Here is an 8,694-nt window from a genome sequence, read left to right as displayed (position 1 = left end):
GAAAGGTTTTGTTGTGCAACTCAAAGATACTTTGAGATACTAAACTTTACCCTCTTTTTTTACATTTTTATTTAAACGTTTAGGACGATATTGATCTTGAATATGTAAAAAAAAGAGATTTAATATACAAAAAACCCGTAAGATATTCAGGTTTCACTCCCGTTGTTGAAAGTGGTGCAATAGGTTTTATGGGAATACAATCTGTTAATAATGTAAGTAAAAATTTACTTTTTTATATAGATTCTTTTTATGTCAATTTTATGAGTGAGCATAAATTTAAAACTATAATATTGCCATATTTAAATAGTATTTTGAAAAAAGATAAGGTTTACTTCTTAAAAACAGGATATGACATCAACCTAAAAGAAGATGTTTTTGAAGAAGTTACATATCAAAAATATATTATTGATTGAGAAAAAGATGGAATTTTTTTTAAAACTTATACTAAAATTTTTTTTAATTTAAAATAAATCGAAAACCGCCACACGGCGGTTTTTTTATTTCAAAACCTTACATTTGCATTATGGCAAGAAACAGATCCAAAAATTTAATTCTAGAAAATATTACTTTAACTGCAGCTGGCGCAAAAGGTGTGGCAATAGGGAGAACCGAAGAAGGTAAAACCGTGATCGTTACAGGCGCAATTCCCGGTGACGTAATTAATGCAAGAGTGAAAAAAGCCAAATCTAAATATTTTGAAGCTGAAGCTGTAGAAATTTTAGAAAGGTCGCCTTTTCGTGTTGAGCCAAAATGCATCCATTTCGGAACTTGTGGTGGTTGCAAATGGCAAAATATGAGCTATGAAAAGCAATTGTTTTTCAAACAAGATGAAGTTGAAAATAACATTCGCAGAATCGGTGGCATAGAAGATTTTGTGTGCGAACCCATTTTAGGCGCACCAGAAGAATATTTCTACAGAAATAAAATGGAATTTTCTTTTTCCGATGCAAAATGGTTGACTTTAGACGAAATCAATTCTGGCGAAGAAATAGATAATAAAAATGCACTCGGTTTTCATATTCCAGGAATGTGGAGCAAAATTTTAGATCTGAAAGAATGTTGGTTGCAAGAAGATCCTTCCAACGCAATTCGTTTAGCAGTTAAGGTTTTTGCAGATGCGCATCAATTAGAATATTTTGATGTAAGAAATCAAGCAGGATTTTTGAGAACGATGATGCTTCGCCAAAACTCAAAAGGCGAGTGGATGGTTTTATTCCAATTATTCCGCGAAGAAAAAGAAAATCAACAAAAGCTATTTGATTATTTAATAGAAAATTTTCCGCAAATAAAAACCTTGATGTTTTGTATTAATGCCAAACAAAACGATTCTTTATACGACCAAGATGTGCAGATTTATTATGGCGATGGTTTTTTAATGGAAGAAATGGATGGATTGCAATTCAAAATCGGTCCGAAGTCTTTCTTTCAAACCAATTATCAACAAGCGCTTAATTTATACAGAAAAACTTTAGAATTTGCAGATTTAAAAGGGGATGAGGTTGTGTACGATTTGTATACAGGAACAGGAACCATTGCACAATATATGGCGAGAAATGCCAAAAAAGTAATCGGTATAGAATCTGTGCAAGAATCTATAGATGCGGCAAAAGAGCACGCTATTTTAAATGGATTAGACAATTGCGAATTTTTCTGTGGAGATATGAAAGATATTTTTTCTGATGAATTTTTGGCAAATCATCCAAAAGCAGATGTACTAATTACCGATCCACCAAGAGATGGAATGCATGCAAAAGTGGTAGAGCAAATTTTGAAACTTTCGCCAGAGAGAATTGTGTATGTAAGTTGCAATTCTGCCACACAAGCAAGAGATTTAGCATTGATGAAAGACCATTATAAAGTGGTGAAAATTTTGCCAGTTGATATGTTTCCACAAACACATCATGTTGAGAATATTGCTTTGTTGGTGAGGATTTAATTTTTTTTTAAATGAAAACAATACTTACTTTCGTTTTTATAATTATTTGTTCAACCAAATTGTTTTCACAAGAGCTTCACATTAAGCAAAGTGCAGCTTTTGAAGATATTTTACTTGCAGTGAAAACCGATTCCATAAGTTTATTCAAAAATTCATTTGGGAAAGATATTTCTGAAGAAATTATGACGGGTAAAGGTGAAAATATATGGGTAGAAGGATTTAATGCTTACAAAGATTTATTGAAAAAAGACTTTAGTGATTTCCAAATATCAGATTTTTCATATATTTATGATGAAAAAAGATCAACAATTAAAATATTTTATAAAGGTAAGAAATACGGCAGTATGGAAGTGATCGAAGAAGAAGACAAATGGAAATTAAATGAAAGGTAAGGATTTATACTTTATTTTAGTTTAAATCAAATAATAAATGTTCCTTATAAACATAATCTTTGTAGTATAAATGAATATTACAAAAATGTATTCCGTAGGAATGCAATCTTAACACCAAAATCTTTCAAATAATTTCTATATATTTATAAAAATTATTGAACATGACGAAAACCATCTATTCTTTCTTGATTTGTTTGCTTTTTTCAACCGCAAATTTTCACGCTCAAGTGAAAGATACTTTGCCTGCAAAAAAAGACAGTGCAACTACAAAAGCTGGTGCGAAAACGCCCGCTAAAAAAGTTGAAAAAATAAAACCTTACAAAGAAATCATTACCAGTAAAGCAGTTACAGATGCTGGTGTTTTTGATATTCATAAAGTAGAAGACAAATATTATCTAGAAATTCCAGACAAAATGCTGAAAAAAGAATTTCTTTTGGTAAGCAGATTAACCAAAGCTGCTGCAGGTATGCGTTCTGGAACTACAGGATATGCAGGAGATCAAATTTCGCAAAATGTAATCTCTTTTGAAAAAGGACCAGAAGATAAAATTTTTCTAAAAACCATCTCTTTTGTAGATTATGCAAAAGATTCTACCTCGCAAATGTATAATTCTGTAACGAGAAATAATGTACAATCCATAGAACAAGCTTTCGAAGTAAAAGCATATAATAAAGAAAAAAAATCTACTGTAATAGAAGTTACGCCATTTTTTAATTCTGATAGTGATTTGATTTCTTTTGCTGCATACGCAAAAAAATCTTTCAAAGTTGGAGCTTTGCAAAAAGATAAATCTTATGTAAATTTTGTAAAATCTTTTCCAACAAATTTAGAAATTAATACGACAAAAACTTTTGCCAGAACTCTAGGAGATTATAAACCAATTCCAGGAAGAGACAAACCAGAAATTTCTGGAAACTACACGGTAGAAATAAATACGTCTTTAGTTTTATTACCAGATAATAAGATGCAAGCAAGATATTCTGATGAAAGAGTTGGCTATTTCACAGTTGGATATACAGATTTTGATAATGACCCACAAGGAGTTGAAAGAGTGCGCTTGATAAAAAGATGGCGTTTGGAACCAAAGCCTCAAGATTTAGAAAAGTATAAAAGAGGAGAGTTGGTAGAACCAGCGAAACCAATTGTGTTTTATATAGATCCTGCAACTCCGAAAAAATGGGTTCCAGCTTTGATGCAAGGTGTAAATGATTGGGCAAAAGCTTTTGAAAAAGCAGGTTTTAAAAATGCTATTTATGCTAAAATCCCCAACGCAAAAGACGATCCAGAATGGAGTTTGGAAGATGCAAGATTTTCTGCAATAGTATACAAACCATCTGATGTTCCTAATGCTTCTGGTCCTTCTATCTCAGATCCTAGAACAGGAGAAATAATGGAAAGCCACATCAATTGGTATCATAATGTAATGTTGCTTCTAAGAAATTGGTATTTCGTACAAGCTTCACCCAATGATCCAAGAGCAAGAAAAGTTGAATTTGATGATGCATTAATGAGCGAATTAATTCGTTTCGTTTCCTCTCATGAAGTTGGCCACACTCTCGGTTTGCGTCATAATTATGGTTCAAGTTCTACCGTTCCAGTAGAAAAATTGAGAGATAATAATTGGTTGACGAAAAATGGACATACACCTTCCATAATGGATTATGCTCGATTTAATTATGTAGCACAACCAGAAGATAAAATTTCGCCAGAAAATTTGATGCCGAGAATTGGAGATTATGATAATTGGGCAATAGAATGGGGATACAAAAGATTCTACAATCTACCATCAGTTGATTTGGAAAAATCTTTCTTAAACAAATGGGTTATCAGTAATTTGAAGAATGAAAGATTGTGGTTTGGTACAGAAAGCAATCCTTTTGATCCGCGTTCCCAAAGTGAACAAGTAGGAGATGATGCAATGATTGCAAGCACTTATGGTGTGAAAAATTTAAAGATGATTATTAATAATTTAGACAAATGGACAGAACAACCAAACAAAAATTATGATAATTTGGATATGATGTACGATCAAGTTGTTGGGCAATATAGAAGATATTTGGGTCATGTTTCGAAATACATCGGTGGAGAAATGGAAACTCCAAAAACTGTGGAGCAAAAAGGACCAGTCTACGAAGTAGTTTCAGAATCTGACCAAAAGCGTGCTTTGAAATTTTTAGAACAAAATGTTTTTGAAACACCAACTTGGCTTTTGCAAAATAGCATTTTTGATAAAACAGGAAAAACACCGGTTTCTATTGTAGAGAGTTTGCAAAATTCTGTATTAGATAGAATTTTAAGTTCAGCAGTATTGAATAAAATGTATAATGCACAACAATTAAATTCAAAAGCTTATCCTTTGGTAAATTATATGGGAGATGTGCAGCAATCTATTTTTAATAGCGAAACACCAGATCTTTATCAAAGAAATTTGCAAAGAAATTACGTAAGCAATCTTTTGAAATTGGTAAGTAAAACAACTTCAATCACAGATAATTCTGATGTATCTTCAATCGTTCGTGGAAATTTAATGGATTTAATGGCAAGACTGAAAAGTAAATCTGGAAATGATACGATTACAAAATACCATTATCAAGATTTGGTGTATAGAATAGAAAGTACTTTTAATAATGATAAATAATGAATAGAATTTTTTTTCTATTATTAATTTTTTTCTTTTCTGTTTCTAGTTGTGCTTCCGAAGACGATATTTGCTTAAGTGCAGATACTACAGCAAGATTGAAGGTGAAATTCAAAACATCTGAAGGAAAACTGAAAACCTTGGATTCGGTTTATGTAAATGTAGACTATGGAAACGGTTTGCAAGAAATTTTGGCTACACAGTCTAAAACAGATTCGTTATTAATACCATTAAGAATTGATGAAAGTGTTTCTACAGATATTTATGTAAGCACCTCAAAAATAGGACCTTCTTCTAAAATTAAAATAAAATATACCACAACCTCAGAATATGTTTCGACAGCTTGTGGTATAAAGAAGATATATAATAATATAGAACCAATTTTAGAAATTTCTAATGAGGTGAAAAGTATAGAAAAAAACCAAACTCAAATAGCAGATGAAGCAAAAACACATATTTTTCTTATTTTTTAGCTTATTCTTTGTCAATAGCTTTTCTCAAGAAAAAATGAAAAAAGTATCAAAAGAAAAATATGAGCCCAATTTCATTATCGGTTTTGATGTGGTGAATGCTGGAATCTCATTTTCTTCGGATAGAAAAGTTTATCAAGGTTTTGTATCTTCTAAAATAAAGAAAGATTTGCATGCTATAATAGATGCAGGTTTTGAAAAAAATATCTATCAAAAGAATGGATATAATGCAAAAGTTTCTGGCCCCTATTTAAAAGTGGGGGCTTTTTATATGCTGATAAAAGATCCAGAAAATGAATTCAACGGATTTTATGCCGGCGGAAAATTAGCAGGTAGTTATTATTTACAAGAATATTTTGCCATTCCAGTGCGTGGTTTTAATGGTGATAGTTCTTCTGTCGCTTTTCCGAGCAGCAACCAGACTGCAATTTGGGTGGAAGGAAATTTAGGAGGAAGAATTCAACTTTTTTCTTCTAACTTCTATATAGATTTAAATGTGCAGCCAAAATATTTAGCCTTCGCCACAAAGCAGGAAGATGTAGATCCAGTAATAATTCCAGGATTTGGAAGAAGTTCAGGGAAATTTAATATGGGCTTCGCTTGGAATTTAGCGTACAAGTTTTAGATAAATTATTTAAAATTTTCTGATAGTAAAATATACAATTTTGCTAATTCTTTTGGAGGACTTCCAGCATCAAAAGTTTGAGATGTATATACCTTTCCAGTCGAGGTTGTAATTTTGATGGTTGCCGCAAGTGCGCCATCGTGAAATCTATCTGTAGTTGGAGCTGGGTAGGAATTTATTTCTTCTAAAGAAATAGCATTTATTGTAGATTCCACATCAATCCAATTGGTTTTTGTAGTAGGTGTGTTTTTTATTTTTCCAGGCAATACAATCATTTTTGAAGTTTCGGATATGGATGCATTCCTTTTGGATCCTCGAGTAATCTCCTCTAATTCTACTATTTTTATTTTACTATTTTTTGTTGTGTTTGTCAATTCTTTTTTTACAGTTTTGGTTTCTTTTTGTGCCGAACATTGTAGTGCGAAAATTGCAAATAATCCAAGGGTAATGTATTTTACGTAGTTCATAGGGAGTAATTTAATATTGTGTTTACAAATATTTAACCAATCTAATACTTTTATCTATAATTATAAGAAATTAGCAATATATTTGTGTACTAATTTAATAAAAAAAAATGAATAGAAAATTTTTGCATTTCAGTTTTATCATTTTTCTTTTTTCATCCGTTGCATTAATTGCACAGAAAAAGGATAGTAACACGATGATATTTGGAAAAACTTACACCAAAGAACAAGTGAAAGAGATGAACGGTGTCATACGATGTGCAACCACAGAATATGAGACATTTCTTCAAAAACAAAATCCTGATAGAATGACGGATGCACAATTTGAAGCATGGTTGGCTCCGTTTGTAGCTGATGCAAAGGCTAATAAATCTCAAAATGGAGGGATTGTAACAATACCAGTTGTGGTGCATGTAATTCACAATGGGCAAGCTGTTGGAACTGCACCAAATATTACGGACAATCAAGTTATTTCTCAAATTACGGTAATGAGCCAAGATTTCAGAAAAATGTCTGGAACACCAGGTTTTAATACCAATGCAGTAGGTGCAGATACGCAAATTCAGTTTGAATTGGCGAAGGTAGATCCAAACGGAAATCCTACCAATGGTATTGATAGAGTTAATCTTTGCCAAGCTTCTTGGTCTACCGATGAGATAGATTCTAAAGTAAAGCCACAAACTATTTGGGATCCTACTTTATATATGAATATGTGGAGTGTGAATTTCACAGACACTTCTTTGTTGGGGTATGCGCAATTTCCATCTAGTTCTGGTTTGAGTGGTTTATCTTCTAATGGAGGTTTAGCAAGTACTGATGGAGTTGTGGCAAATTATTCTACATTTGGTAGTGTAGCCTTCGACGATGGAACTTTTTTATTGGCTGCACCTTATAATAGAGGAAGAACGATGACGCATGAAGTTGGACATTTTTTAGGATTAAGACATATTTGGGGAGATACTACTTGTGGAGACGATTATTGTGCAGATACTCCAACAGCACAAGGTGCAAACAGTGTTTGTAGTAGTCCTATTGCTGGTTGTGTAGCTGGTCAATTTGCTATGACGGCAAACTATATGGATTATACAATAGATACTTGTATGAATATCTATACGATTGATCAAACATCGAGATTTACTGCTGTCATGAACAATTCACCAAGAAGAGCAAGTTTGAAAACAAGTACAAAAAATGTAGCAATTCCACTTTTCGCAAATGATGCAGAAATTAAATTTGAAAATGGATGTAACCTTAGTCCTTTGCCATGTGAAACATTGCCTACCACTTTCACTATTAAATTAACAAATAGAGGTACGAATATATTATCAAACGCAATAATAAATTACACTCTAAACGGAACAACGCAAACTTATAATTATACTGGAAGTTTGGCACAAGATAAAACAGCCATTATTTCTATACCAGTAGCAGCATCTGTTCCTTCTGGCACAATAACTGGTGCTTTAACTTCTGTGAATGGAACTACAGATTCACGAGCAAGTAACAATACTTTTTCAGCTCAATTTATTTCAAACGGTGCTCAAAATTTTCAATTTAATACTGTAGTTTATAAGTTACAACGAGATGTTTATGGTTCAGAAACGACTTGGGATCTAAAAAATAGTGCTGGAGCTACCCTATTTACAGGTGGGCCATATACAAATGCATCAAGTCAACCACTTATTACTCAAACATGGAATTTACCTTCTAACGATTGCTATACATTTACAATATATGACAGCGAAGATGATGGTATTTGTTGTGATTATGGAAGCGGATATTTTAGTTTAAAGAGTGTAGATGGAACTTCTACTATATATGAAGGAGGGTCTTTTGGATCGCAAGATGTTGTAAGATTTAAAACAAGCACGTTAAGCACAGCAGAGTCTGTAAAACCTAATATCAGTATATATCCAAATCCTGCTCAAGATATTATTAATATCACCAATGTTTCAGACAGATCTAGCTACCTTATTTATAATACTGCTGGTCAAATAGTATCAAGCGGTAATATTAAAGCTGGTAAAGTTTATATTTCTGAATTGGTTATAGGAAATTATATTTTAAAAGTTTTAGACAAAGCAAGCGAGATTAATTTCAAATTTATAAAACGATAATTTAATATTTTTCGTAAATATAATCCTCAAAGCTTTTGTTTTGAGGATTTT

The 8,694-nt window shown here is 32.2% G+C and carries 8 protein-coding genes; 7 read left to right on the top strand and 1 reads right to left on the bottom strand.

Features of this window, described 5'->3' with window-relative positions; translation table 11 throughout:
- Positions 1–188: 188 nt before the first annotated feature.
- The 6 genes from HNQ03_RS14485 to HNQ03_RS14460 all read left to right on the top strand — a co-directional run bounded on the left by HNQ03_RS14485 (position 189) and on the right by HNQ03_RS14460 (position 6,062).
- Positions 189–413, top strand: coding sequence for a hypothetical protein (locus tag HNQ03_RS14485; protein ID WP_173780417.1), 225 nt, complete (start codon positions 189–191; stop codon positions 411–413).
- A 110-nt stretch (positions 414–523) separates the two neighbouring features.
- Positions 524–1,936, top strand: coding sequence for a 23S rRNA (uracil(1939)-C(5))-methyltransferase RlmD (gene rlmD, locus HNQ03_RS14480; protein WP_173780416.1), 1,413 nt, complete (start codon positions 524–526; stop codon positions 1,934–1,936).
- Between the two features lie 11 nt (positions 1,937–1,947).
- Positions 1,948–2,328 (top strand): hypothetical protein, encoded by a 381-nt coding sequence (locus HNQ03_RS14475; protein WP_173780415.1) that lies wholly within the window; start codon positions 1,948–1,950, stop codon positions 2,326–2,328.
- 161 nt (positions 2,329–2,489) lie between these two features.
- Positions 2,490–4,967 carry a zinc-dependent metalloprotease gene (locus HNQ03_RS14470; RefSeq protein WP_173780414.1) on the top strand — a complete coding sequence of 826 codons (2,478 nt, stop codon included), beginning with the start codon at positions 2,490–2,492 and terminating at the stop codon, positions 4,965–4,967.
- A complete protein-coding gene (locus HNQ03_RS14465) occupies positions 4,967–5,440 on the top strand; it encodes a DUF6452 family protein (protein ID WP_173780413.1) in 474 nt (157 codons plus the stop codon). Before HNQ03_RS14470 ends, HNQ03_RS14465 begins: the two co-directional genes overlap by 1 nt.
- The gene (locus tag HNQ03_RS14460; protein WP_173780412.1) at positions 5,406–6,062 is read left to right on the top strand and encodes a DUF6048 family protein; all 657 of its coding nucleotides are present in this window, start codon (positions 5,406–5,408) and stop codon (positions 6,060–6,062) included. The genes HNQ03_RS14465 and HNQ03_RS14460 overlap by 35 nt, the downstream gene beginning before the upstream one ends.
- Before the next feature lie 5 nt (positions 6,063–6,067).
- Here HNQ03_RS14460 and HNQ03_RS14455 read toward each other — a convergent pair whose 3' ends face one another.
- Positions 6,068–6,529, bottom strand: coding sequence for a hypothetical protein (locus HNQ03_RS14455; protein WP_173780411.1), 462 nt, complete (start codon positions 6,527–6,529; stop codon positions 6,068–6,070).
- 107 nt (positions 6,530–6,636) lie between these two features.
- Between HNQ03_RS14455 and HNQ03_RS14450 the strand changes: the two genes are divergently transcribed.
- Positions 6,637–8,643 (top strand): M43 family zinc metalloprotease, encoded by a 2,007-nt coding sequence (locus HNQ03_RS14450; RefSeq protein WP_173780410.1) that lies wholly within the window; start codon positions 6,637–6,639, stop codon positions 8,641–8,643.
- Positions 8,644–8,694: the final 51 nt, after the last annotated feature.

Origin of the sequence: Frigoriflavimonas asaccharolytica, assembly GCF_013294015.1 — a bacterium.
Classification (GTDB): Bacteria; Bacteroidota; Bacteroidia; order Flavobacteriales; family Weeksellaceae; genus Frigoriflavimonas; species Frigoriflavimonas asaccharolytica.
Note: the sequence above shows the minus strand (reverse complement) of the source record. Positions and strands in the feature narration are given on the sequence as shown.